22 protein-coding genes are annotated in these 22,668 nt (G+C 68.4%); 9 read left to right on the forward strand and 13 right to left on the reverse strand.

What is annotated here, in order from left to right; all coding sequences use genetic code 11:
* Window positions 1–3: 3 nt before the first annotated feature.
* The 4 genes from AC5RW2_RS21390 to AC5RW2_RS21405 are packed head-to-tail and all read right to left on the reverse strand — an operon-like array spanning window position 4 to window position 3,900.
* Window positions 4–363 (reverse strand): non-heme iron oxygenase ferredoxin subunit, encoded by a 360-nt coding sequence (locus AC5RW2_RS21390; protein WP_493999655.1) that lies wholly within the window; start codon window positions 361–363, stop codon window positions 4–6.
* The gene (gene sufD / locus AC5RW2_RS21395) at window positions 363–1,646 is read right to left on the reverse strand and encodes a Fe-S cluster assembly protein SufD (protein ID WP_493999654.1); all 1,284 of its coding nucleotides are present in this window, start codon (window positions 1,644–1,646) and stop codon (window positions 363–365) included. The genes AC5RW2_RS21390 and sufD overlap by 1 nt, the downstream gene beginning before the upstream one ends.
* The gene (gene sufB / locus AC5RW2_RS21400; protein WP_493999653.1) at window positions 1,646–3,130 is read right to left on the reverse strand and encodes a Fe-S cluster assembly protein SufB; all 1,485 of its coding nucleotides are present in this window, start codon (window positions 3,128–3,130) and stop codon (window positions 1,646–1,648) included. Before sufB ends, sufD begins: the two co-directional genes overlap by 1 nt.
* Window positions 3,130–3,900, reverse strand: a complete 771-nt coding sequence (locus tag AC5RW2_RS21405) for a helix-turn-helix transcriptional regulator (protein WP_493999652.1) — start codon at window positions 3,898–3,900, stop codon at window positions 3,130–3,132. Before AC5RW2_RS21405 ends, sufB begins: the two co-directional genes overlap by 1 nt.
* Window positions 3,901–4,007: 107 nt before the next feature.
* On the opposite strand from AC5RW2_RS21405, the gene AC5RW2_RS21410 reads away from it, so the two are divergent.
* From AC5RW2_RS21410 to AC5RW2_RS21420, 3 genes are read left to right on the forward strand one after another with little or no spacing between them, the layout of a single operon-like run.
* Window positions 4,008–4,958 carry an ABC transporter ATP-binding protein gene (locus AC5RW2_RS21410; protein WP_493999651.1) on the forward strand — a complete coding sequence of 317 codons (951 nt, stop codon included), beginning with the start codon at window positions 4,008–4,010 and terminating at the stop codon, window positions 4,956–4,958.
* Complete coding sequence (locus AC5RW2_RS21415; protein ID WP_493999650.1) at window positions 4,955–5,701, forward strand: ABC transporter permease; 747 nt, start codon at window positions 4,955–4,957, stop codon at window positions 5,699–5,701. Before AC5RW2_RS21410 ends, AC5RW2_RS21415 begins: the two co-directional genes overlap by 4 nt.
* A gap of 4 nt (window positions 5,702–5,705) precedes the next feature.
* A complete protein-coding gene (locus tag AC5RW2_RS21420) occupies window positions 5,706–6,641 on the forward strand; it encodes a COX15/CtaA family protein (protein ID WP_493999649.1) in 936 nt (311 codons plus the stop codon).
* A gap of 59 nt (window positions 6,642–6,700) precedes the next feature.
* Here AC5RW2_RS21420 and AC5RW2_RS21425 read toward each other — a convergent pair whose 3' ends face one another.
* Both AC5RW2_RS21425 and AC5RW2_RS21430 read right to left on the reverse strand, forming a co-directional pair.
* Window positions 6,701–7,639 (reverse strand): dihydrodipicolinate synthase family protein, encoded by a 939-nt coding sequence (locus tag AC5RW2_RS21425; protein ID WP_493999648.1) that lies wholly within the window; start codon window positions 7,637–7,639, stop codon window positions 6,701–6,703.
* Window positions 7,640–7,778: 139 nt separating this feature from the next.
* Window positions 7,779–8,738 (reverse strand): heme o synthase, encoded by a 960-nt coding sequence (locus AC5RW2_RS21430; RefSeq protein ID WP_493999647.1) that lies wholly within the window; start codon window positions 8,736–8,738, stop codon window positions 7,779–7,781.
* 406 nt (window positions 8,739–9,144) lie between these two features.
* Between AC5RW2_RS21430 and tkt the strand changes: the two genes are divergently transcribed.
* Genes tkt through pgl form a run of 6 tightly spaced genes read left to right on the forward strand, consistent with a single transcriptional unit; the run spans window position 9,145 to window position 17,273 of the window.
* Entirely contained in the window at window positions 9,145–11,250 is a 2,106-nt protein-coding gene (gene tkt, locus AC5RW2_RS21435) for a transketolase (protein WP_493999646.1), read from the forward strand.
* 10 nt (window positions 11,251–11,260) lie between these two features.
* Window positions 11,261–12,385 (forward strand): transaldolase, encoded by a 1,125-nt coding sequence (gene tal, locus AC5RW2_RS21440; protein ID WP_493999645.1) that lies wholly within the window; start codon window positions 11,261–11,263, stop codon window positions 12,383–12,385.
* Complete coding sequence (locus AC5RW2_RS21445; protein WP_493999644.1) at window positions 12,382–13,995, forward strand: phosphoglucose isomerase-related protein; 1,614 nt, start codon at window positions 12,382–12,384, stop codon at window positions 13,993–13,995. Before tal ends, AC5RW2_RS21445 begins: the two co-directional genes overlap by 4 nt.
* Window positions 13,995–15,554 carry a glucose-6-phosphate dehydrogenase gene (gene zwf, locus AC5RW2_RS21450; RefSeq protein WP_493999643.1) on the forward strand — a complete coding sequence of 520 codons (1,560 nt, stop codon included), beginning with the start codon at window positions 13,995–13,997 and terminating at the stop codon, window positions 15,552–15,554. The genes AC5RW2_RS21445 and zwf overlap by 1 nt, the downstream gene beginning before the upstream one ends.
* Before the next feature lie 53 nt (window positions 15,555–15,607).
* Entirely contained in the window at window positions 15,608–16,492 is an 885-nt protein-coding gene (locus AC5RW2_RS21455) for a glucose-6-phosphate dehydrogenase assembly protein OpcA (protein ID WP_494001252.1), read from the forward strand.
* Complete coding sequence (gene pgl, locus AC5RW2_RS21460) at window positions 16,482–17,273, forward strand: 6-phosphogluconolactonase (RefSeq protein ID WP_493999642.1); 792 nt, start codon at window positions 16,482–16,484, stop codon at window positions 17,271–17,273. Before AC5RW2_RS21455 ends, pgl begins: the two co-directional genes overlap by 11 nt.
* A 43-nt stretch (window positions 17,274–17,316) precedes the next feature.
* On the opposite strand, the gene AC5RW2_RS21465 is transcribed toward pgl, so the two are convergent.
* The 7 genes from AC5RW2_RS21465 to whiA form a co-directional block, all read right to left on the reverse strand.
* Window positions 17,317–17,703 carry an RNA polymerase-binding protein RbpA gene (locus AC5RW2_RS21465; RefSeq protein ID WP_493999641.1) on the reverse strand — a complete coding sequence of 129 codons (387 nt, stop codon included), beginning with the start codon at window positions 17,701–17,703 and terminating at the stop codon, window positions 17,317–17,319.
* A gap of 140 nt (window positions 17,704–17,843) precedes the next feature.
* Window positions 17,844–18,095, reverse strand: a complete 252-nt coding sequence (secG, locus tag AC5RW2_RS21470; RefSeq protein WP_127515609.1) for a preprotein translocase subunit SecG — start codon at window positions 18,093–18,095, stop codon at window positions 17,844–17,846.
* Window positions 18,096–18,141: 46 nt separating this feature from the next.
* Window positions 18,142–18,957 (reverse strand): triose-phosphate isomerase, encoded by an 816-nt coding sequence (gene tpiA / locus AC5RW2_RS21475; protein ID WP_493999640.1) that lies wholly within the window; start codon window positions 18,955–18,957, stop codon window positions 18,142–18,144.
* Window positions 18,958–19,096: 139 nt separating this feature from the next.
* Window positions 19,097–20,335: a phosphoglycerate kinase gene (locus tag AC5RW2_RS21480; protein ID WP_493999639.1), complete on the reverse strand. Its 1,239-nt coding sequence runs from the start codon at window positions 20,333–20,335 to the stop codon at window positions 19,097–19,099.
* Window positions 20,336–20,370: 35 nt separating this feature from the next.
* Window positions 20,371–21,381, reverse strand: a complete 1,011-nt coding sequence (gene gap, locus AC5RW2_RS21485) for a type I glyceraldehyde-3-phosphate dehydrogenase (protein WP_494025877.1) — start codon at window positions 21,379–21,381, stop codon at window positions 20,371–20,373.
* Between the two features lie 81 nt (window positions 21,382–21,462).
* Window positions 21,463–21,657, reverse strand: a complete 195-nt coding sequence (locus tag AC5RW2_RS21490; RefSeq protein WP_493999637.1) for a hypothetical protein — start codon at window positions 21,655–21,657, stop codon at window positions 21,463–21,465.
* A 27-nt stretch (window positions 21,658–21,684) separates the two neighbouring features.
* The gene (gene whiA, locus AC5RW2_RS21495) at window positions 21,685–22,665 is read right to left on the reverse strand and encodes a DNA-binding protein WhiA (protein ID WP_493987300.1); all 981 of its coding nucleotides are present in this window, start codon (window positions 22,663–22,665) and stop codon (window positions 21,685–21,687) included.
* Window positions 22,666–22,668: the final 3 nt, after the last annotated feature.

Raw genomic sequence — 22,668 nt, forward strand, 5'->3', positions numbered from 1 at the left:
TTTTTAGTTGAGGTCCGGGGCAGGCGCCCCGTTGAGGACGTTCGTGACGTCTACGTAGACACTGTCGCCATCGAGCGCCAGCGCGAACACCGGGACGGGTTCGAACGCCGGCAGGCTCAGCGGCTCGCCGGTGCGCAAATCGAACTGGGAACCGTGGCCCCAGCATTCGATCGCGCAGCCTTCGACGTCGCCTTCGGAGAGGGAGACGTCCGCGTGCGAACAGGTGTCCCCGATGGCGTGGAGCTCGCCCTCGGAGTCCCTGACGATGGCTACCGGGTAGTCATCGATCAGGATGCGCACTGCCTGGTTGACCTGTATGTCGGAGGCCTGGCACACCAGTTCGCCGCGCGGCGTCCCGCTCATCAGAGGTTGCCCGCCTCGAGTTCCCGCTCGAGCGCCGCATTGAGGCGCTCTTCGAGGGCGGGCACCCGGATCTGCTGAATGACCTCGTTGAGGAACCCGCGGACCACCAGGCGGCGGGCGACGTCCTGCGGGATGCCGCGCGCCATCAGGTAGAACAGGTGCTCGTCGTCGAAGCGGCCGGTGGTGCTGGCGTGGCCGGCGCCTTCGATCAGGCCGGTCTCGATTTCGAGGTTCGGCACCGAGTCGGCGCGCGCGCCGTCGGTCAGCACCAGGTTCCGGTTTGCCTCGTAGCTGTCGGTGCCCTCGGCTTCCTTGCGGATCAGCACGTCGCCCACCCAGACGGTGTGCGCGTTCTTGCCCTGCAGGGCGCCCTTGTACAGCACCCGCGACTTGCAGTTCGGCACCGCGTGGTCCACGAACAGGCGGTGTTCAAGGTGCTGTCCGGCGTCGGCGAAGTAGAGGCCGTACATTTCCACATCGCCGCCGGTGGCGGTGAACCGGGTGGACGGCGTGACGCGGACGAGGTCGCCGCCCAGGCTGACGGTCACGTGCTTGAACTTCGCGTCGCGGCCCACGCGGGCCTGCTGCGAGGAGGCGTGAACGGCGTCGTCGGCCCATTCCTGCACCGAGACGACGGTGAGGTCGGCGCCGTCCTGCACGTCGATCTCCACGTTCTGCGAGACCGTGGCGCTGCCCTTGTGATCCAGCACGACGACGGCCTTGGAGAACTTTTCGGCCACGATGACCAGGTGCTGCGCGGACAGCTCGGTGCTGTTGCCTTCCACCACCACGGCGACGCCGGAGTCCAGTTGGGCCTCGGCCGGGATGGTCACCACTGTCGCTTCGCGGAAGGCCTCCCAGGCGGCGGCCGAGACGCGGTCCTCGGGGATGCCGGCGACGCCGATGCGGGCATCGGCGCGGCCCACGGTCTCGACCAGGACGCCGGCCGGCAGCTCGGCGCCTTCGGGGCCGGTGACGGTGACCGCCGGGCCGGTACCGGTCAGCGCGTCGCTCTGCAGGCCGCGCAGGCGCTTGAGCGGGGTAAACCGCCAGTCTTCTTCGCGTCCGGTGAGCGGGCCGAAGTCTTCCGCCTTGTATGAGGTCAGGCGGCCGGCGCGGGAGCTGTCCGGAACACCGACGCCGCCTCCGTGGCTGTGGCTCTTGGCGCTGTCGCCGGCCAGCGGGCCTGCGGCAGCGTTGGCCGGGGAGAGATTTTCGCCTTCCTCCGTGAATCCGTCGATGGCCGGAGCACCGATGCGTGCCTTCTCAGTGATCTCAGTCATTAACCTACGGATCCTTCCATCTGCAGTTCAATCAAGCGGTTCAGCTCGAGGGCGTATTCCATCGGCAGCTCGCGGGCGATCGGTTCGATGAAACCGCGCACGATCATGGCCATTGCTTCGTCTTCGGCCAGGCCGCGCGTCATCAGGTAGAACAGCTGCTCTTCGCTGACCCGGGACACGGTCGCCTCGTGGCCCATGGTGACGTCGTCCTCGCGGACGTCGATGTACGGGTACGTGTCCGAGCGCGAGATGGTATCCACCAGCAGGGCGTCGCAGACCACGCTGTTCTTGGTGTTCTTCGCGCCCTCGCGCACCTGGACCAGGCCGCGGTAGGCCGAGCGGCCGCCGCCGCGGGCCACGGACTTGGCCACGATCGCGCTGGACGTGTTCGGCGCAATGTGGACCATTTTCGAGCCGGTGTCCTGGTGCTGGCCCGCACCGGCGAAGGCGATGGACAGCGTTTCGCCCTTGGCGTGCTCACCGGTGAGGTAGACCGCCGGGTACTTCATGGTGACCTTGGAGCCGATGTTGCCGTCGACCCACTCCATGGTGGCGCCCTCGTGGGCGATGGCCCGCTTGGTCACCAGGTTGTACACGTTGTTCGACCAGTTCTGAATCGTCGTGTACCGGACGCGCGCGCCCTTCTTCACGATGATCTCGACGACGGCGGAGTGCAGCGAGTCCGAGCTGTAGATCGGCGCCGTGCAGCCCTCGATGTAATGCACGTAGGAGTCTTCGTCGGCGATGATCAGCGTGCGCTCGAACTGGCCCATGTTCTCGGTGTTGATCCGGAAGTAGGCCTGCAGCGGGATATCGACGTGGACGCCCTTGGGGACGTAGACGAAGGAGCCGCCGGACCAGACGGCGGTGTTCAGCGAGGCGAACTTGTTGTCGCCCACCGGGATGACCGAGCCGAAGTACTCCTGGAAGATCTCCGGGTGTTCCTTCAGGCCGGTGTCGGTGTCCAGGAAGATGACGCCCTGGGCTTCCAGGTCTTCGCGCAGCTGGTGGTAGACGACCTCGGACTCGTACTGGGCCGCGACGCCGGAAACCAGGCGCTCACGCTCGGCCTCGGGGATGCCCAGCTTTTCGTAGGTGACCCGGATGTCCTCGGGCAGGTCCTCCCACGTCTTGGCCTGCTTCTCCGTGGACCGGACAAAGTACTTGATGTTGTCGAAGTCGATGCCGGACAGGTCGGCGCCCCAGGTGGGCATCGGCTTGCGGTCGAAGTACTTCAGGCCCTTCAAACGCAGGTCCAGCATCCACTGCGGCTCGCCCTTCTTGGCGGAGATGTCGCGGACCACTTCTTCATTCAGACCGCGGCGGGCGTTGGCGCCGGCGGTGTCGGCGTCGGCCCAGCCGTATTCGTAGGTCCCGATGCCATGCAGCTCGGGGTTCTTTTCCAGGATTTCGGAAATGGTGGTGTCGGCTACATCGGTCGTCCCGACCGCGTTCCTCATGCTCTGATCCACTTGGTCCGTCATCACGGCCTCTCTTGCAGATTGATGGATACTCGTCTCGTGCCTGTCGCCGGTTCGACGGGTCGAACCGCAGACCTTGTTCGACCCACCGGGATGTGGGTCGTACACACATGTCCCCCGCTGGCCAGCGTGGACAGTCGCCTGACATCCACCCCGAGCAGCCGGGAGAAAACTTCGGTTTCGCTGTCGCAGAAGTCCGGGAAATCTGCTGCCAGCTGCTGCACCGGGCAGTGCCCCTGGCACAGCTGAACGGCCAGCATGGTGCTGTGCGGCGCCTGGGTTCCCACCACGTTGGTGGACCCGACAAAGCCGTCGGCGCTCAGCGCCTCCGCCAGCGCCTTGGCCCGCTCTTCAATTCCGGGCCCTGCCGCCTCCACCACCGGGCGGTAGCGTTCTTCCATGTCCCGGTAGCGGTTCCGCGCGAACTCGGCGACCGCCTCGCGGCCGGCAGCCTCGCCCAGGGCCGCCAATGCGGTTCGCGCAATATCCAGGTAGTCGTTGCCGAGGCGCGTCTGGCCCTGCCGGCTCAGCACGTACTTGCGGGCCGGGCGACCGGCACCGGTGGCAGAATTCGCGGTGAGCTTGACCTCGATCAGGCCCTTGCGGGACAGGGCATCCAGATGGCGCCGCACGGCCGCGGGGGTGAAGCCCAGTATCTCGCCGAGCCCGGCGGCACTGACGGGTCCGTGTTCCAAAACGGCATTCAACACCCGGTCCCGGGTCCGCTCCTCGGACTCCGGTGCCTGGGCACGCAAAGAAGCACTACTGGTCATGGAATACACAACACAATCATGACGTATTCTATTCCGCGCTACCAGTAAGGCAGGCCTTAGCGGAGCGTGCTCTGCGTCGACCGCTCTACGTCCCGTAGAATGTTCGGGTGCCTACCTCCGAACCCTGCCTGGATATCCAGGGACTCGTGAAAGATCTGGGACCGGTGGAGGCCCTGGACAACAAGATGATCCGCGTGATCGACGGGGTCCACCTGCGCGCCTACCCCGGGCAGGTCACGGCCTTGCTCGGGCCCAACGGCGCGGGCAAGACCACCACCTTAGCCTGCGCGCAGGGCCTCATGCGCCCCAACGGCGGCACCGTTCGGCTGCTCGGCCAGGATCCCTACCAGGCGGGAGCGGAGCTGCGCAGCCGGGTGGGCGTCATGCTGCAGGAAGGCGGCCTGCCGCAGGCCATCCGGCCGCTGGCCCTGCTTCAGCATGTTGCCGGGATGTACCGGGACCCCCGCAGCGTGGACGAGCTGGCGGAGCGGCTGGGCATCAACGGCTTCGCCAACACACCCATCCGCAGGCTCTCCGGCGGTCAAAAGCAGCGGGTCGCGCTGGCCGCCGCCCTGGTCGGCGATCCGGAGGTCCTCTTCCTGGACGAACCGAGCGCGGGCCTGGATCCGCAGTCCCGGGCCGTGGTGTTCGACCTGATCCAGGAACTGCGGGCCGAGGGGCTGGGCATCATCCTCACCACGCACCTCATGGACGACGCCCAGCGGCTGGCCGACTACGTCTTCATCATCGATGCCGGCAGGACCGTGGTGCACGGCACGGTGGCCGAACTCACGGCGGCCACGGACGAGAGCGCCGGCGTCGAACGCCTGCTGACGTTCGATGCCGCCCCGGGCCTGTCCTTCGCCCTGCCCGAGCCGTTCGCCGCCGTCGAAAACGTTCCCGGCCGTTACATGGTGGCCGGCCACATAACCCCCGCGCTGCTGGCCGCCCTGGCGGCGGAGTGGGCGGCCCACAATGTCATGCCGGCCTCCATCCACATGGCACCGCGCTCACTGGAAGATGTCTTCCTCGATATTTCCGGGAAGGACCTGCGATGAGCGCGCCCGCCGCCTTGATCCGCCGGATCGCCCTGCAGGGCCGCTACGAGACGTTGGGCATGCTGCGCAACGGCGAGCAGTTGCTGATCGCCATCATCCTGCCGCTCCTGGCGCTCATCGGCCTGACCGTCACGCCGCTGCTGGACACCTTTACGGACGACAGGATCGCCATGGCCGCCCCGGGCGTCCTGGCCTTGTGCACGGTATCCACGGCCCTGACCGGCCAGGGAATCGCCACCGGCTTCGACCGCCGCTACGGGGTTCTCCGCTTTCTGTCCACCACGCCGTTGGGACAGAGCGGCCTGATCCTGGGAAAGATCCTCGCCGTGCTGGCCATCATGGTCATCCAGGTGGTGGTGGTGGGCGGGACAGCCCTCGTCTTCCTCGGATGGCAGCCCGCGCTCGGCGGCCTCCTGCCGGCGGCCGCGCAACTGGTGCTCGGTGCCGCGGCTTTCACCTCGCTGGGCCTTTTGATCGCCGGTACTGTCCGGCCGGAAGCCACGCTGGCGATCACCAACCTGCTGTGGGTGCTGTTGGCGGCGGCCGGGGGTATCCTCTTTCCGGTGGCCAGTTGGCCCGACGTTTTCGAGCCGGCCGCCCACGTGCTGCCCTCGACGGCCTTGGGCGACGCCCTGCGCAGCGCCCTGATCGACGCGCAGTTCAATCTCACCGCCTCAATCGTGCTGCTGGCCTGGACCGTAGTGGCCAGCCTTGCCGCCATCCGCTGGTTCAAATGGAGCTAAGTCAATGACCACCGCCACCCCGAAGTACCGCGACCTCAAGGATCGGCTGCCCGTCTCGGTCACTCGAACCGTGCACGGGCTGGCCATCGCCTCGCTGGCATCGCAGATGGGCATCATCATCACCGGCGGCGCCGTGCGGCTGACCAAGTCCGGCCTGGGCTGCTCCGAGTGGCCCAACTGCGTGCCCGGTTCGATGACGCCGACGCCGGAGATGGGCATCCACGGGCTGATCGAATTCGGCAACCGCACGCTGACGTTCATCCTGGTCATTATCGCCGTGGCCATGCTCGTGTCGCTGTGGCGGATGCGCCGTTCGCACCGCACCCTGTTCGGCCTGGCGGTGGCCCTGCTGTGCGTCATTCCGGTGCAGGCCCTGATCGGCGGCATCACCGTGTGGACCGACCTTAACCCGTGGGTGGTGAGCCTGCACTTCCTGGCCTCGGCGGCACTCGTGGCCGTGGCCACGCTGCTGGTGAACCGCACCGGCATGTACCTGCGCGGCCGCTCCGCCGTGGCCGTCGCTCCGGTCCCGCGCATCCAGGCAACCCTGGGCTGGACCATCGCCGCTACCTCCGCTGCCTCCATCGTGCTGGGCACGATCGTGACCGGCACCGGCCCGCATGCCGGCGACGCCAGTGCCCCGCGGCACGACTTCAGCGCCGACCTGGTCACGCGGATCCACGTGGTGCCGGTCTACCTGCTGGTCGCGGCGATAGTGCTGGCGCTGGTGCTCGCCTACCGCCGCGCCACCTCCCCGCAACTGCGCACCGCCCTTTGGTGGCTGGCCGCCGTGGTCGTGCTGCAAGGCGGCATCGGTTACCTCCAGCACTTCACCGGCCTGCCCGTCGGCCTCGTGCTGCTGCACATGCTCGGGTCGGCCCTGCTGACCGTCGCGGCCACGAACGTCTGGGACCGTTCGACGGGCAAGTTCCCGCTCTAGTCCGGCCGTTCCGGCGGGCAAGTTACCGCCCCAATCCGCCCGGTTCGGCGGGGCCGGCGCTACTGTCCTGCCGGCGCCCGGTCAGCCGGGCGGAACGCCTCGATATCCTCCAGGAGGCGCGCGAGTTCGCGGCGGCTGCTCCCGGGCAATGGGTGCAGCGGCAGCCGCGGATCGCCCGCATCGATCCCGGCGGCCCTCGCCAGCGAGTAGAGATTGCTGAGCGGGCGCAACGACGCGAAATAGGCCATGAGGGGAGCCAACGCGGCCCGTGCCGCGGCGGCGGTTTCCTTATCGCCGGCCACCACGGCGTCGCGCAACACCCGGTAATGCGCCGGCAACACGGCGATCGGCCCGCCGTGCCAGGCGTCGGCCGCGAAGCCGGCGTCGGCGATCAGCGCGTCGCCGCTCATGCCGTGGCTGAAGTCGCCGGCCCCGACCGGCAGCAGGCCGCGGAGTTCTTCATATCGGCCGCGGAATACTTCGGCGGAGGGTGCCGATTCTTTCACGGCCACGATGTTGGGTTCCGCGGCCAGCTCGGCCACGAGCTCCAGGCTGAAGCTGAACTGCGTGGTGCGGGGATTGCTGTACAGGCAAACGGGGAGACCGGACCGGCGGGCAGCCGCAACACACTGGGCCGCCACTTCCTCGTCCGTCAGGGGATAGTAGGACACTGTGGAGACCAGGAGGCCGTCGGCACCGGCCGCGTTGGCGTCGTCGATGTTCTGCAGGAGTTCACGGGTGCCCACCGCGCTCACGCCGACGCACACCGGCAGCCCAGGCCGGACCGCCTTAACCGCCTCCACCGCCGCCGTGACGACATCCCGTCGTTCCGCGCGGTCCAGATACGCGAAGTTGCCCGAACTGCCCAGCACCGTGATCGCGTCGACGGGCGCCTCGCTCACGGCCGCGATATGGCGGATCAGCTCCGGAAGGTTGACGCCGCCGTCGTGATGGAAGGGGGTCACCGGATAGGCAATCAGGCCGCGGAAGGGATTCATGCCGCAATCTTAGGGCAGCAGGGCCGCCCCCGCAGGGCCCGGCACGGGCAGCAGGGCCGCCCCCGCAGGGCCCGGCACGGGCAGCAGGGCCCCCGGCGCACCGCCGGGAGGCAGCAGGCTGGCGTCGGGCGGGTTGCGCCTAGCCGAAGACGGGACCGCCGATAAAGGGATCCAGGGCCAGGGCCAGGAACAGCACCGTGAGGTAGCTGATGGAACCATGGAACACACGCATGGCGCTCTTGTTCGTGACGGCGGTGCTTTCGGTTCCGCGCTTGGTCAGCGCGTAGAGCCGGTGCGATTCGTAGACGAACCAGGAACCGCTGACCAGTGCCACGATGGTGTAGACCCAGCCGGCGCCGCCGACCGGAGCCAGCAGCAGCGAGCAGACCAGGGTGGCCCAGGCGTAGAGGACAACCTGCACGGAGACCTGCCGTGCGCTGGCGATCGCGCCGAGCATCGGCACGTTGGCCGCGTTGTAGTCGTCGCTGTATTTCATGGACAGCGGCCAGTAGTGCGGAGGCGTCCACAGGAAGATGACCATGAACAGGATCACCGCCGGCCACGCCACCGTGTTGGTCACCGCGGCCCAGGCGATGAGCACGGGGAAACACCCGGCGGCGCCGCCCCAGACGATGTTCTGCGAGGTGCGGCGCTTGAGGATCAGCGTGTAGATCACGACGTAGAAGAAGATCGCGCCGACGCCCAGCATGCCGGCCAGCGGATTAGCCCCGAACCAGAGGAGCGCCACGGCCACGACGGCGAGCGCCCAGGAGAACACCAGCGCCTCGCGCGGAGTCAGTTCCCCGGTCACGAGCGGGCGGTTTTCGGTCCGGTGCATGAGCTTATCCATGTCCCGGTCGATGTAGCAGTTAAAGGACCCGGCCGCACCGGCGGCGAGGGCACCGCCGACCATCGTGGCAGCCATCAGCCAGAGGTCGGGGAAACCCCCCTGGGCGAAGATCATGGTGGGCAGGGTGGTCACCAGCAGAAGTTCCATCACGCGGGGCTTCGTGAGCGACAGGTAGGCCTTGGCCTTGCGCGAGAAGCCGGGCTTGGCCGGAACGGCCAACGCCTGGTCCGGAACGGTCTGGATATTCAAGGAAAAACCACTCAGTTCTGCTGGAGTTCGTCTGACACACGAAAGCGCCCAGCCGTTAAGGACGGGCCAAGGTGCACCTACATCATACTCCTTCTATGTCTCGTAGAAACCGGTTTCCTGCCCGTGGAAACCGGTGTCGCCTGCCCTCGCCGAAACCCGCGCGGGCCGGGGGCGGCCGCCGGCGTCAAACAGTGACCGCTGTGACTGCTGGCACTGCACCACGTCCTGCGCATTGCAGATGCAACGGATAGAGTGGGGAAGGAGCGCCAATCCGCGGTTATGGGCGCAACAAGCTTGAGGCAGCAACAACGGCGAATGGCCCAATCGGTCCGCGGCCACGGCTGTTTTCCGGACCGTCGGCTGCCGCTTAGACGTAGATCAGAAAGGGGCCCACCCGGTGCCACACATGGAAGATCAGGAATTGTCCTGGACATCGCTGGACCAGCGGGCGGTGGACACGGTGCGTGTCCTCGCTGCGGATGCAGTCGAGAAGGTCGGCAACGGCCACCCCGGCACCGCCATGAGCCTGGCCCCGGCCGCGTACCTGATCTTCCAGAAGTTCATGCGCCACGACCCCACCGATCCGCACTGGGTGGGCCGCGACCGGTTCGTCCTCTCCCCCGGCCACACCTCGCTGACGCTGTACATCCAGCTGTTCCTCTCCGGCTACGGCCTGGAACTGGAGGACCTGAAGGCGCTGCGGACCTGGGGATCGCTCACGCCGGGCCACCCGGAGTACAAGCACACCCCAGGTGTCGAAATCACCACCGGCCCGCTGGGCCAGGGGCTCGCCTCCGCCGTCGGCTTCGCCTATGCGCAGCGCCGCACCCGCGGCTTGTACGACGCCGATGCTGCCGCCGGCGAGAGCCCGTTCGACCACACGGTCTGGGTGATCGCGTCCGACGGCGACCTGCAGGAGGGCGTCACGTCGGAGGCATCCTCCCTGGCCGGCCACCAGGAGCTGGGCAACCTGGTGGTGCTCTACGACGACAACAAGATCTCGATCGAAGACGACACCGACATCGCCTTCAGCGAAGACGTGCTCAAGCGGTACGAGGCGTACGGCTGGCACACCCAGCGGGTCGACTGGACCGAGACCGGCGAATACGTCGAAGACGTCCCGGCCCTGTCCGAGGCTTTGAAGGCCGCGAAGGCCGAGACGTCCCGGCCCTCGATCATCTCGCTGCGCACCATCATCGGCTGGCCCGCCCCCAAGAAGCAGAACACCGGCAAGATCCACGGCTCCGCCCTGGGTGCCGAGGAGGTCGCCGCCGTCAAGGAGGTGCTCGGCTTCGATCCGGAGCAGCATTTCGCGGTCGAGCCGGAGGTCTTGGATCACGCCCGGCAGGTGGCCGCGCGCGGCAAGCAGGCCCGCGCGGACTGGGAGACCGGCTACCAGGCCTGGCGCGAGGCCAACCCGGAGAACGCCGCGCTGCTGGACCGTGTGCAGGCGTCCGAGTTGCCGGAAGGCTGGGAGGCGGCGCTGCCCGAATTCCCGGCCGGCAAGGACGTCTCGACCCGGGCCGCCTCCGGCAAGGTGCTCAACGCCATCGGCCCGGTGCTGCCGGAGCTGTGGGGCGGTTCGGCGGACCTGGCCGAGTCCAACAACACCACGATCGAAGGCTCCCCGTCGTTCGTTCCCGAGTCGCGGCAGACCGACATGTGGTCCGGCGGGCCGTACGGCAGGGTGCTGCACTTCGGCATCCGCGAGCATGCGGCCGCCTCCATCGTGAACGGCATTGTGCTCAGCTCCAACACCCGCGCCTTCTCGGGCACGTTCCTGATCTTCAGCGACTACCAGCGGCCGGCCATCCGGCTGGGCGCCCTGATGGGCGTTCCCTCCATCTACGTGTGGACGCACGATTCCATCGGGCTCGGTGAAGACGGACCGACCCACCAGCCGGTGGAGCAGCTGGCGAGCCTGCGTGCCATTCCGGGCCTCGACGTCGTCCGTCCGGCCGATGCCAACGAGGTGGCCCAGGCCTGGAAGGCGGTGCTGGAGAACCACAGCAACCCGGCCGGCATCGTGCTCACGCGGCAGAACCTGCCCGTCTACGAGCGCGGCGGGAACGGCTTCGCCTCCGCCGAGAACGTGGCGAAGGGCGCCTACGTGCTGGCCGAGGCGCAGTCCGACGGCACGGACACGACGCCGCAGGTGATCCTGCTCGCCACCGGTTCCGAGGTGCAACTGGCCGTCCAGGCCCGCGAAACGCTGCAGGCCGACGGCATCGCCACCCGCGTGGTCTCCGTTCCCTGCCTCGAGTGGTTCAACCGGCAGGACCCCGCCTACCGCGAGTCCGTGCTCCCGGCCGGCATCAAGGCCCGTGTGTCGGTGGAAGCCGGCATCGCGCAGTGCTGGGACGGCCTGGTCGGCGATGCCGGCCGCAGCGTGTCCCTGGAGCACTACGGCGCCTCGGCCGACTACAAGACCCTGTTCCGCGAGTTCGGACTCACGGCCGAGGCTGTTGTCGAGGCCGCCCGCGACTCGCTCTCCCAGACCACCGATTCCTAAGGAGGACGCAATGTCCAACCCGAACACCCAGGCACTCTCCGACGCGGGCGTTTCCATCTGGCTCGACGACCTTTCGCGGGAGCGGATCAACTCCGGGACCCTGAAGGCCCTGATCGACGAACGGAACGTGGTGGGCGTCACCACCAACCCCTCCATCTTCGCCGCCGCCCTGCAGGACGGCCGCAGCTACGAGGCGCAGGTCCAGCAACTGGCCGCCGACGGCGCGGACGTGGATACGGCGGTCTTCGCCATCACCACGTCAGACGTGGCCGAGGCCTGCGACCTGTTCTCCCCGCTCGCCGCCGATACGGAAGGCGTGGACGGCCGCGTGTCGATTGAGGTGGATCCGCGGCTGGCCCGTGACGCGCACGGCACGGCCGCCGAGGCGCAGCATCTGCACAAGGCCGTGGGCCGCACCAATGCCTTCATTAAGATCCCGGCGACCAGCGAAGGCCTGGAGGCCATCACCGAGACCCTCGCGCTCGGCATCAGCGTCAACGTGACGCTGATCTTCTCGCTGCAGCGCTACCGCGAAGTGATTAACGCCTTCATGCTGGGTCTGGAGCAGGCCAAGGAAAACGGCAAGGACCTGTCGACCATCCACTCGGTGGCTTCGTTCTTCGTCTCCCGCGTCGATACCGAGATCGACAAGCGCCTGGACGCCGCCGGGTCCGCGGAGGCGGCCGCGTTGAAGGGCAAGGCCGGCGTCGCCAACGCCCGCCTGGCGTACCAGATCTACGAGGAGCAATTCGCGACCGAGCGCTGGCAGGTGCTGGCCGCCGCCGGCGGCCGGCCGCAGCGGCCGCTGTGGGCCTCCACCGGCGTGAAGAACCCGGAGTACCCGGACACCCTGTACGTCACCGAACTGGTGGCCCCGAACGTGGTCAACACCATGCCGGAGCCGACGCTGGAAGCCCTCGCCGACCACGGGAAGGTCGAGGGAGACCGGGTCACCGGCACCTACGCGGAAGCGAACAAGGTGCTCGACGACATCGCGCAGGCCGGAATTTCCTACAACGAGGTGGTGGAACTGCTCGAGGAGGAGGGCCTGGAGAAGTTTGTGGCCAGCTGGCAGCAGTTGCGGGAGACCGTCCAGAACGCCCTCGACTCGGTGCACGGAGCCCGGCAGTCATGAGTTCGCTGGCTTTCGAAGCGTCGGGAGCCGCACTGGCCGCCGTCCGCCGTCATATCGGCACCCTGGTGGAGGACCGCGTCGCGTCCCGCATCGCGACGCAGGACAACACCCTGTGGGGCCCGGAGGCAGAAGCCGAGGCGGCCGTCCGCCTCGGCTGGGTCGATGCAGCGGCGCTGTCCCGGCCGCTGGTTCCGGAGATCCTGGAGCTGCGCAAGGAGCTTGCGGCCGAGGGCGTGACGCGCTTTGTGCTGGCCGGGATGGGCGGCTCCTCGCTGGCGCCCGAAGTGATCGCCAATACCGCCGGCGTGGAGCTCACCGTGCTCGACAGCACGGATCCCCAGCAGGTGGGTGCCGCGCTGGCCGAACGGCTGGCCGACAGCGCCATCATCGTGTCCTCCAAGTCCGGTTCCACGCTGGAAACCGATTCCCAGCGCCGTGTCTTCGAGCAGGCTTTCGCCGACGCCGGGCTGGACGCCGCCTCACGCATCATCGTGGTCACCGATCCCGGCTCCCCGCTGGATGAGGCGGCGCGGGAAGCCGGGTACCGTGCGGTGTTCAACGCCGACCCCAACGTCGGCGGACGGTACTCCGCACTGACCGCGTTCGGGCTGGTCCCTGCCGGACTGGCCGGCGTGGACATCGAGAGGCTGCTCGACGACGCCGAAGAGGCCGCCGAGGTGCTCTCCGAGGATTCCGCCGACAACATGGCCCTGGCCCTGGGCGCCGCGCTGGCCGGCACGGAGCCGCTGCGCAACAAGGTAGCCATCGCCGACGACGGTTCCGGAATCGTCGGCTTCGCGGACTGGGCCGAGCAGTTGATCGCCGAGTCCACCGGCAAGCTGGGAACCGGACTGCTGCCGGTGGTGGTCAACGCCGGCGACCCGGAGACCGTCTCGGGAGCCAAGGATGTGCTGGTGGTCCGGCTGGTCTCCCCCGATCACGAGGTGACGGTCGGAGCCGACGAGGTTGCCGTCGGCGGGAGCCTGGGCAGCCAACTGCTGCTGTGGGAATACGCCACGGCGGTGGCCGGCCGCCTGCTGGGCATCAACCCCTTCGACCAGCCGGACGTCGAGGCGGCGAAGGCCGCGGCACGCGGACTGCTGGACGAACGCCCGGCCGCGGCGCTGCCCGACTTCACCGACGGCTCCGTCCAGGTGCGCGGCAGCGGCCTGGCCATGGGTGCGTCGCTGGACGACGCGCTGCGCGGCCTGCTGAGCCAACTGGGGCCGGACGGCTACGTGAGCGTGCAGGCCTACCTTGACCGCTTCGGCCAGGCCGAGTTGGAACGCATCCGGCCCCTGCTGGCCGAGGCGACCGGACGGCCCGTCACCTTCGGCTGGGGCCCGCGGTTCCTGCACTCCACCGGGCAGTTCCACAAGGGCGGGCCGGGCATCGGGGTCTACCTGCAGCTGACCGGCGAGGCCGCGACGGACATCCCCATTCCGGGACGCGAGTTCAGCTTCGGCGAACTGATCGATGCCCAGGCCGCCGGCGACGCCAACGTGCTGCGAGAGGGCGGCCGCCCCGTCCTGCGCCTGCATTTGGCCGACCGGGCCGCCGGTGTGCGCCAGGTGATGGACGCGGTGTCCCGACTGGGTGGAAAGCAGTAATGGCCCCTTCCGAACGACGGCGGCGTCAGGTCAACCCGCTCCGGGACCCGCGCGACCGCCGGCTCGACCGCATTGCCGGCCCCTGTTCCCTGGTGCTGTTCGGGGTCACCGGAGACCTTGCCCGCAAGAAGCTCATGCCGGCGGTGTACGACCTGGCCAACCGCGGGCTGCTGCCGCCGAGCTTCGCGCTGGTCGGTTTTGCCCGCAGGCCGTGGGACGACGACGAGTTCGCGGCCCAGGTGAAGGAATCCGTGCAGCGGCATGCCCGCACCCCGTTCCGCGAGGACATCTGGACGCACCTGGCGGCGGGCATCCGGTTCGTCCAGGGCGCCTTCGACGACGAGGATGCCTTTGAGCAGCTCCGCGGCACCTTGGAAGAGCTGGACGAGCAGCGCGGGACGCAGGGCAACCACGCGTTCTACCTCTCGATTCCGCCCAAGGCCTTCGAGCAGGTGTGCAAGATGCTCTCCTCGCACGGCCTGGCCCAGGCGCCCGAGGAAGTTGACGGCATGCCCTGGCGGCGGGTTGTCATCGAGAAGCCCTTCGGGCATGACCTTCAGTCCGCACGCGAACTGAACAACATCGTCGAATCGGTCTTCCCGCCGGACGCGGTGTTCAGGATCGACCACTATCTGGGCAAGGAGACGGTCCAGAACATCCTGGCCCTGCGCTTCGCCAACCAGCTGTTCGAGCCGCTCTGGAACGCGAACTACGTGGACCACGTGCAGATCACCATGGCGGAAGACATCGGCATCGGTGGCCGCGCAGGCTATTACGACGGCGTCGGGGCGGCGCGCGACGTCATCCAGAACCACCTGCTGCAGTTGCTCGCCCTGACCGCCATGGAGGAACCCATTTCCTTCAACGCCGAGGACCTGCGGACGGAAAAGGAAAAGGTGCTGGCCGCCGTCAAGCTCCCCGAGGACCTGTCGGCCCATTCGGCCCGCGGCCAGTACACCGGCGGGTGGCAGGGCGGTGAGAGGGTGGCCGGCTACCTGGAGGAAGAAGGTTTCAACCCGGATTCGGTCACCGAGACCTATGCCGCGCTGCGGCTGGACATCCACACCCGGCGCTGGGCCGGTGTGCCGTTCTACCTGCGTGCCGGCAAGCGCCTTGGCCGCCGGGTCACGGAGATTGCGGTGGTGTTCAAACGCGCGCCGAATCTGCTGTTCCCCAACCACCACGAGGACGACTTCGGCCAGAACGCGGTGGTGATCCGTGTCCAGCCCGATGAAGGAGTCACCATGCGCTTCGGGTCCAAGGTGCCCGGCACGCAAATGGAGGTCCGGGACGTCACCATGGACTTCGGCTACGGGCACGCGTTCACCGAGTCCAGTCCCGAGGCCTACGAACGGCTGATCCTGGACGTACTGCTCGGCGAGCCGCCGCTGTTCCCCCGCCACCAGGAGGTCGAGCTGTCCTGGAAGATCCTGGACCCGTTCGAGGAGTACTGGGCCAACAGCCGTACCCGGCCGGAACCCTACTCCCCTGGCAGCTGGGGACCGGCGTCGGCCGATGAGCTGCTGGCCCGCGACGGACGCACTTGGAGAAGGCCGTGATCAAAGAGCTCAAGGACACCACCACATCGAAGGTCTCCAAGGAAATCGTGGCCATGCGGGAACAAGGCGGCGTTGTGGCCCTGGGGCGCGTGCTGACCCTGGTGGTCGTGACCTCGCTCGGGTACGAAGAAGAGGCCATCTTCGCCGCCAACGCCGCGAGCCGGGAACATCCCTGCCGGATCATCGCCCTGGTCGACGCCGGGTCGGAGGCGGAGACCAAGCTGGATGCCCAGATCCGGGTCGGCGGCGACGCCGGAGCGGCCGAGGTGGTGGTGCTGTACGGCTACGGCCAGCTGGCAGCCGAGAGCGAGTCCCTCGTGGCCGCGCTGCTGCTGCCCGACGCCCCGATCGTCGCCTGGTGGCCGCACGGCATGCCGAAGGATGCTTCGCGCACGTCGATTGGCCGGATTGCGCACCGCCGCATCACGGATTCAGACAAGGAGCCGGACCCGCAGCAGGCGCTGTTCAGCCTGCGCGAGACTTATACCGCCGGCGACACGGACCTGGCCTGGACGCGGCTGACCAGTTGGCGCGTGCAGCTGGCCGCCGTCTTTGACCAGCTGGAACCTGCCCCGGTCACCTCGGTTGCCGTGGAGGGCGCCTCGGACTCCCCCAGCACCGTCCTCTTGGCGGCGTGGCTGACGCTGGCACTGAACGCGCCGGTGACCATCGTGGAGGACACGGCGGGGACCGGCATCAGGGGCGTGCGCATTTCACGGACGACCGGCGACATCCGGATCCTGCGTCCCGGCCCGTCCGTGGCCGAACTGATCATGCCCGGCCTGCCGGTGCAGCGTATTACGCTGCCGCGCCGCCCGCTGGAGGAATGCCTGGCCGAGGAACTGCGCCGGCTGGACCCGGACGAAGTGTTCGGCGAGGTGCTGATACACGGATTGCCCCGAACCAATTTGAGGAGCGTGCGCCGCAGTGACCGCTGAACCACACGTCATCGTCCACCCCGACACCGCCGCCGTCGCCGGCTCGGTGGCCCGGAGGCTGGTGGAGCGCCTGGCGGCGGCCCAAGCCGCCCGCGGCGACGCCACGGTGGTGCTCACCGGCGGCAGCCTGGGCATCAACACCTTGAAGGCGGTAGCCGCCGTCGATACCCCCGCCGGCTTCGATTGGTCCAAGGTGAACATCTGGTGGGGCGACGAGCGGTTCGTCCCCAAGGACAGCCGCGACCGCAACGAACGGCAGGCACGCGAAGCGCTGCTGGACGCGCTCCCCCTGGACCCGGCCCGGGTGCACCCCTTCGGGGCCGCCGGAGAACACGCCGACCCCCACGCGGCCGCCGTGGCCTATTCCGCGGCGCTGCGCCAGGCCGCGGCCGAGGAGGGCACCAGCGGCCCGGTGCCGAGGTTCGACGTGCTGCTGCTGGGCGTCGGGCCGGATGCGCACATCGCCTCGTTGTTCCCCGAGATGGGCGGCATCCGCGAGGAAGAGCGGTCCGTGATCGGCGAGACCGATGCGCCGAAACCACCTCCGGAGCGCGTGTCCCTGACGCTCCCGACGATCAACTCCGCGGACGAGGTCTGGCTGGTGGTGGGCGGCCAGGACAAGGCCGGCGCCGTGGGACTCGCCCTCGCCGGCGCCAACCCGGTGCAGGTTCCCGCCGCCGGTGCCCGCGGGCGCAAACGCACCGCGTGGCTGCTGGACCGGGACGCCGCGTCCAAGCTGCCCGACGCACTGCTGTCCGCGGCCGAGAGAGGCGACGGCTGACAGCAGTTGCTCCGGGCGGCGGCCGGGCCGGCGGGTTCGACCGCTAGCGCGCCTCCCGACGCCGGCGCCGCAACTTCTCGAGCGCCTGTTCCACCACGGCCTCCGCCTCGTCAGGGCTGCGCCGTTCCTTCGCGTATTCCAGATGGCTCTTGTAGGGCTCGTCGCTGCTGCGGGCGTCGGTGACGTACGCGCCCGGTTCCCTGGCCGCCGTCTGGCCGCAGTGCGGGCAGTCCCAGGACGGCGGGATGTCGGCTTCGCTCAGATTGGCGAAGACCGGAGTGGTCTCGTGTCCCTTCGGACACCAATACGTGACGGGAACCTTGGTCACCGGAACTACCGTCCGCCCGGTCACGGCCTGCCAGCCTGCGAGCCCGGCACCCGATTCGGAGCCCACCCGGACCGCGCGGAAAGAATTCGACGGATCAACCATGTTTGCTCCCCCGCTGAGAAGAATCGATGCCCCCTGCATCGGGCACCAGTCTACGGGTCGAACAGCGAAGGGTTAAGGGGTTGGGCCAAGTCGTCGGCCCGCCGGTCCCGGACAGCGGAGCCGGGCCCCGGAAGCGTCGGTCAGGATTCCGCGCTGAAACGCATCATGAGGCCCAGGGCCACGATGACCGTGCCCCAGACCAGCCCCAGGACCACCGTGAACCGGTTGAGGTTGCGCTCCGCGACGCCGGACGATCCCAGGCTGGTGGTCATGCCGCCGCCGAACATGTCGGACATGCCGCCGCCGCGCCCCTTGTGGAGCAGGATGAGCAGGGTCAGCAGCAGGCTCGTGATGCCGAGCAGGATTTGCAGCGTGATCTTCAGAGCTTCCACAGTGGCCTTTCGTCAGCTGTCGGGATATCCCAGTGGCGGGCAGACATCACTTTGTCAGCAGGTGTTGTTCGAACCTGACAATATTAGCAAATTCGCCTGCATCCAGGCTGGCGCCACCGACCAACACGCCGTCCACGTCGCGCTCGTTCAGGATCGCGGCCGCGTTCGCCGCCTTCACGGAGCCGCCGTAGAGCAACCGCACCCCCGCCGCCACGCTGTCATCGAAGAGGACGGCCATCTCCGCGCGGATGGCGGCGCACATCTCCTGGGCGTCCTCCGGACCGGCCACTTCCCCGGTGCCGATCGCCCACACCGGTTCGTAGGCGATGACCAACCGGGCGGCCTGACCGGCGTCCAGGCCTGCCACATCCGCCCGCAACTGACCCAGCGTGTGCTCCACATGGTTCCCGGCCTGGCGCACCGCGAGGCCTTCCCCGACGCACAGCACCGGGGTCAGCTTGTGCCGGTAGGCCGCCTTCAGCTTCCCGTTCAGCAACGTGTCGTCCTCGCCGTGGATCTCGCGCCGCTCGGAATGCCCGACCAGCACGTACCGGCAGCCCAGCTTGGCCAGGAACTGCCCGGAGATGTCACCGGTGTAGGCGCCGGCATCGTGCGGCGAGAGGTCCTGGGCGCCGTAAACCAGCTTCAGGTCGTCGCCATTGACCAGCGTCTGCACGCCGCGCAGATCGGTGAACGGCGGGAACACGGCGACCTCGACCCGGGCATAGTCGTGCCGGGCATCGCTGAGCGTCCACGCCAGTTTCTGCAAGAGGGTGATGCCCTGGACATGGTCCATGTTCATCTTCCAGTTGCCGGCGATCAGCGGGGTGCGGTCGAACTTTCCGTTGGTCGAGCTGGTCACTGAGGTCTCCATCTGTCGGGGGCGCCGCGGTGGACGCCGTGCTGAGCGGTGTGGCGGGGCAATCCGGAGGCGCCGCGCGCGCCGCGGGCCTGGGCGATGCCGGCATCTCCTGCCGCCGGGGGCAGGAGATGCCGCTCGATCAGTTCTCCAGTGCCGCCAGGCCGGGCAGGGTCTTGCCCTCGAGGTATTCGAGGCTGGCGCCGCCGCCGGTGGAAATGTGTCCGAAGGCGCCGTCGTCGAAGCCGAGGGCACGCACAGCGGCGGCGGAATCGCCTCCGCCGACGACGGTGAAGCCGTCGCTGCCGGTGAGGGCCTTGGCGACCGTGCGGGTGCCGTTGGCGAAGGCGGCGAACTCGAACACGCCCATCGGTCCGTTCCAGAAAACGGTGTTCGCCGAGTGGATCTGGTGGGCGAAGGCCTCGGCCGACTCCGGGCCGATGTCCAGGCCGATGCCGGCGGAGCCAAAGGATGCCGACTCGATGCTGTCCGCTGGAACTACTTCCCAGGCCGCATCGGCGGCAAACTTCTCGGCGACCACGATGTCGGTCGGCAGGATGAACGTGCAACCCAGTTCCTTGGCGCGTGCCAGATAGCCGCGCACGGTGTCCAGTTGGTCCTGCTCCAGCAGGCTGGAGCCGACCTTGTAGCCCTGGGCCGCCAAGAAGGTGAAAACCATGCCGCCGCCGACCAGCAGGTAGTCGGCCTTGCCCAGCAGGTTCTCGATCACGGCCAGCTTGTCCGAGACCTTGGAACCGCCCAGGACCACCACATACGGCCGCTGCGGCGCCTCGGTGAGCTTGTTCAGGACCTGGAGCTCCGTCCGCACCAGGTCGCCCTGGTAGGCCGGAAGCCGGCGGGCAATGTCGAAGACCGAAGCATGCTTGCGGTGGACAGCACCGAAGGCGTCGTCCACGTAGGCTCCGTCGGCGCCGGTCAGGGCGGCGAGTTCGGCGGCGAAGGCCTCCCGGTCGGCGTCGTCCTTGCTGGTTTCCCGGGGATCGAACCGCACGTTCTCCACCACCAGCACTTCCCCGTCCTGCAGCCCCGCGGCCGCCTCCCGGGCGGCCGGGCCCACCGTGTCCGCGGCGAACTTGACCGTGACCGGTGCCAGTTCCTTCAGCCGTGCGACGGCGGGGCGCAGCGAGAACTTCTCCTCGGGTGCGCCCTTGGGGCGGCCGAGATGGGCCGTCACGACCACCCGCGCCCCGGCTTCCGCGAGCTTGACGATGACCGGCAGGGACGCCCGGATCCGCCCGTCGTCGGAGACCGCCAGGTCCGGGAGTTCGCCCTCCAGGGGGACATTCAGGTCCGAGCGGACCAACACGTGGCGTCCGCGGACCCCGGCGGCCAGCAGGGCATCAAGAGAATGTGCAGTCATTTCTTCCTTCGTGCGGAGGACGGGACGGGCGGGACCTAGGACAGCTTCGAGGCGATCAGAGCCGTCAGGTCCACCAGGCGGTTGGAGTAGCCCCACTCGTTGTCGTACCAGCCAACAACTTTCACCTGATTACCCATTACCTTAGTCAGTCCCGAGTCGAAGATCGAAGACGCCGGGTCTGTGACGATATCGGAGGACACGATGGGGTCCTCCGTGTACGTGATGATCCCGGCCCAGTGCGGGTCGCCGGCGGCCTCCTTGAACGCCGCGTTGACCTCTTCCACGTCGGTTTCGCGGGACACGGTGACGGTCAGGTCGGTCATCGAGCCCGTCGGCACCGGCACACGGACCGCGAAACCGTCCAACTTGCCCTGCAGTTCCGGCAGGACCTGCCCGATGGCCTTCGCCGCGCCGGTTGATGTCGGCACCAGGTTGATGGCCGCCGCCCGGGCGCGCCGCAAGTCCCGGTGCGGCCCGTCCTGCAGGTTCTGGTCGGCGGTGTAGGCGTGGATGGTGGTCATGAGGCCGTGCTCGATGCCGAACTTCTCGTGCAGCACCTTCGCCATGGGCGCGAGGCAGTTCGTGGTGCAGGAGGCGTTCGAAATCAGGTGGTGGGAACCGGCGTCGTACTCGCTGTCATTGACGCCCATCACGATGGTGATGTCCTCGTCCTTGGCCGGAGCCGAGATCAGGACTTTCTTCGCCCCGGCGTCAAGGTGCTTCCGGGCCCCGCCGCCCTTGTTGAACCTGCCGGTGGATTCGATCACGATGTCGACGCCGAGGTCGCTCCACGGCAGCGCGGCGGGTTCCTTTTCGGACAGGACGCTGACCTTCCGGCCGCCGACGATCAGGTTGCCGGCATCCACCTCGACCGTTTCTGCCAGCACGCCGAGCACACTGTCGTATTTGAGCAGGTGGGCCAGGGTATGCGCATCGGTCAGGTCGTTGACCGCCACGACCTCCAGGTCCGTGTCTTGCGCCAGGACGGCGCGGAAGTAGCTGCGGCCGATCCGGCCGAATCCGTTGATTCCAACTCGAGTAGTCATGAGCCTCTACCTCGTGGATGGGCCGTGACCGGAAGGGCTCCCCCGGTCCGTGCCCTTGTTGTTGGCCTGCTGGCCGGGTGGTCAGCGCGGAAGCGCCGGTGCGGGCGGCGGCGAAGCGGGCGGCGACGTCGGCCCGGTGGACGGTACCGGCGCGGTGTCCGCCGCCCCGGCCCCGTGGCTGGCATGCATGAAGTCGTTCAGTTCCATGATCCTCGCCCGGACGCGCCGTTCCAAGGCCGCGCAACCGTGGCCGGGGTGCAGTTCGTGCGTGCCCATGGTTCCCTCCAAACTGACGTGCCGTGCCTAGTCGTCCAGCATCTCCGGCGTCACGTTGGCTTCGGTCCCCGGGATGCGCAGCTCCAGCGCCCGCTTGTCCGCCATCGCCAGCAGCCGGCGGATCCGGCCGGCGATGGCGTCCTTGGTCATCGGCGGGTCCGCCAAGCGCCCGAGCTCGTCCAGGGAGGCCTGCTTGTGCGCCACCCGGAGTTCACCGGCGTAACGCAGGTGCTCCGGCACCTCGTCGTCGAGGATCTCGAGGGCACGCTCCACGCGCGCGCCCGCAGCGACGGCGGCCTGGGCCGAGCGCCGCAGGTTGGCGTCGTCGAAATTGGCCAGCCGGTTTGCGGTAGCGCGCACTTCCTTGCGCATCCGGCGTTCTTCCCACACCATCAGCGCATCATGGGCGCCCATCCGGGTCAAGAGCGCCGCGATGCTGTCGCCGTCGCGGATGACAACCCGGTCCACGCCACGCACCTCCCGGGCCTTGGCCGCGATCCCGAGCCGGCGGGCTGCGCCCACCAGCGCCAGCGCCGCTTCCGGGCCGGGACAGGTGACCTCCAGGGCGGAAGAGCGGCCGGGTTCGGTCAGCGAACCGTGCGCCAGGAAGGCTCCGCGCCAGACCGCCTCGGCATCGGCCGCCGAACCGTTGACGACCACGGAGGGCAGGCCGCGGACCGGCCGGCCGCGGCCGTCCAGCAGGCCGGTCTGCCGGGCGAGGGACTCCCCGTCCTTCACCACGCGCACGACGTAGCGGTTCCCGCGGCGCAGCGCACCGCCGGAGACCACGATGATGTCGCCGCTGTGGCCGTACACTTCCGAGATGGCGGTGCGCAGCCGCCGGGCGGTCGCAGCCAGATCAACTTCGGCCTCGATGACGATGCGGCCGGAAATGATGTGGAGTCCGCCGGCGAAACGGAGCGTCGACGAGACCTCCGCCTTCCGGACCTGGGACTTCTTGATGTCAAGGCGAGCGAGCTCATCCTTGACTGCTGCGGTCAGCGCCATGCA

The sequence above is a fragment of the Arthrobacter sp. B0316-1-20 genome, from assembly GCF_059091865.1.

Bases quoted from the DNA above. Each gene is read 5' to 3' on its own strand.
- AC5RW2_RS21390 (WP_493999655.1), bottom strand. From the start codon at position 363: ATGAGCGGGACGCCGCGCGGCGAACTGGTGTGCCAGGCCTCCGACATA.
- sufD (WP_493999654.1), bottom strand. From the start codon at position 1,646: ATGACTGAGATCACTGAGAAGGCACGCATCGGTGCTCCGGCCATCGAC.
- sufB (WP_493999653.1), bottom strand. From the start codon at position 3,130: ATGACGGACCAAGTGGATCAGAGCATGAGGAACGCGGTCGGGACGACC.
- AC5RW2_RS21405 (WP_493999652.1), bottom strand. From the start codon at position 3,900: ATGACCAGTAGTGCTTCTTTGCGTGCCCAGGCACCGGAGTCCGAGGAG.
- AC5RW2_RS21415 (WP_493999650.1), top strand. From the start codon at position 4,955: ATGAGCGCGCCCGCCGCCTTGATCCGCCGGATCGCCCTGCAGGGCCGC.
- AC5RW2_RS21420 (WP_493999649.1), top strand. From the start codon at position 5,706: ATGACCACCGCCACCCCGAAGTACCGCGACCTCAAGGATCGGCTGCCC.
- AC5RW2_RS21425 (WP_493999648.1), bottom strand. From the start codon at position 7,639: ATGAATCCCTTCCGCGGCCTGATTGCCTATCCGGTGACCCCCTTCCAT.
- tkt (WP_493999646.1), top strand. From the start codon at position 9,145: ATGGAAGATCAGGAATTGTCCTGGACATCGCTGGACCAGCGGGCGGTG.
- tal (WP_493999645.1), top strand. From the start codon at position 11,261: ATGTCCAACCCGAACACCCAGGCACTCTCCGACGCGGGCGTTTCCATC.
- AC5RW2_RS21445 (WP_493999644.1), top strand. From the start codon at position 12,382: ATGAGTTCGCTGGCTTTCGAAGCGTCGGGAGCCGCACTGGCCGCCGTC.
- zwf (WP_493999643.1), top strand. From the start codon at position 13,995: ATGGCCCCTTCCGAACGACGGCGGCGTCAGGTCAACCCGCTCCGGGAC.
- AC5RW2_RS21455 (WP_494001252.1), top strand. From the start codon at position 15,608: ATGCGGGAACAAGGCGGCGTTGTGGCCCTGGGGCGCGTGCTGACCCTG.
- AC5RW2_RS21465 (WP_493999641.1), bottom strand. From the start codon at position 17,703: ATGGTTGATCCGTCGAATTCTTTCCGCGCGGTCCGGGTGGGCTCCGAA.
- AC5RW2_RS21480 (WP_493999639.1), bottom strand. From the start codon at position 20,335: ATGACTGCACATTCTCTTGATGCCCTGCTGGCCGCCGGGGTCCGCGGA.
- gap (WP_494025877.1), bottom strand. From the start codon at position 21,381: ATGACTACTCGAGTTGGAATCAACGGATTCGGCCGGATCGGCCGCAGC.
- AC5RW2_RS21490 (WP_493999637.1), bottom strand. From the start codon at position 21,657: ATGGGCACGCACGAACTGCACCCCGGCCACGGTTGCGCGGCCTTGGAA.
- whiA (WP_493987300.1), bottom strand. From the start codon at position 22,665: ATGGCGCTGACCGCAGCAGTCAAGGATGAGCTCGCTCGCCTTGACATC.